The 674-nt window shown below is 27.6% G+C and carries 1 protein-coding gene; it reads right to left on the bottom strand.

Features of this window, described 5'->3' with window-relative positions:
• Positions 1-235 precede the first annotated feature (235 nt).
• Positions 236-595 carry a hypothetical protein gene (locus tag LQU93_RS09910; RefSeq protein ID WP_229933722.1) on the bottom strand — a complete coding sequence of 120 codons (360 nt, stop codon included), beginning with the start codon at positions 593-595 and terminating at the stop codon, positions 236-238.
• Positions 596-674 lie beyond the last annotated feature (79 nt).

The following is a 674-nucleotide window of genomic DNA, read 5'->3' as shown; positions in this document are numbered from 1 at the left end:
ATTCCCACTCTTTACAAATTCCCCATCCACCTTATCTAACTTTTTGGCACTCTTTATAATACCATAAGCTCCACCAAGCATTATTTCAACGCTAAAATCAGCCGATAAGTCAGATATATCTTTTATATCTTGTTTTTGTTCATTATTCCACTGATTTGAGTTTATTTCAAACAGATCATTTGCTATATAATTGTTTAGTTTATCTTTTATCTATTTTGCTACATTATAATATAATCTAGTTAATTGATTTTATACAATCTATCCATTTTTTAAATAATTTTTTATTATTTAAAATTTCATTTGCTAAATTTTTAGCCCATATTTCATCAAATAGTTCATATTGCATATTTAACAATTTTATCATTGCCAAAAAACTCTCTTTTAAGGTAAGCGTTTGAGAGTTCGAAATTTCACTGGTAATTCTTTGCCACTCATTATACAAGTCTGGATCACCAGAGTTTGCATCAACCCAAATTTCAGGAGACATGCTACCCAGAAAACCACCCAAATTATCATCTAAATTTTGGAAATATAAATAACTCAAAAAGTTATAAGTAGTAACATATGCTTTTTTTATTGTTAGTTTTTTTTTCATGTTTATTTCCAGTTTGGTCTTATTTGAGATGATAAACCAGTTTCGGAGTTAAATTTTTTAGGTATTTTATTGACACCTC

Origin of the sequence: Campylobacter majalis, assembly GCF_905120465.1 — a bacterium.
GTDB lineage: Bacteria > Campylobacterota > Campylobacteria > Campylobacterales > Campylobacteraceae > Campylobacter_A > Campylobacter_A majalis.
This window is presented reverse-complemented; position numbering and strand designations above follow the sequence as displayed.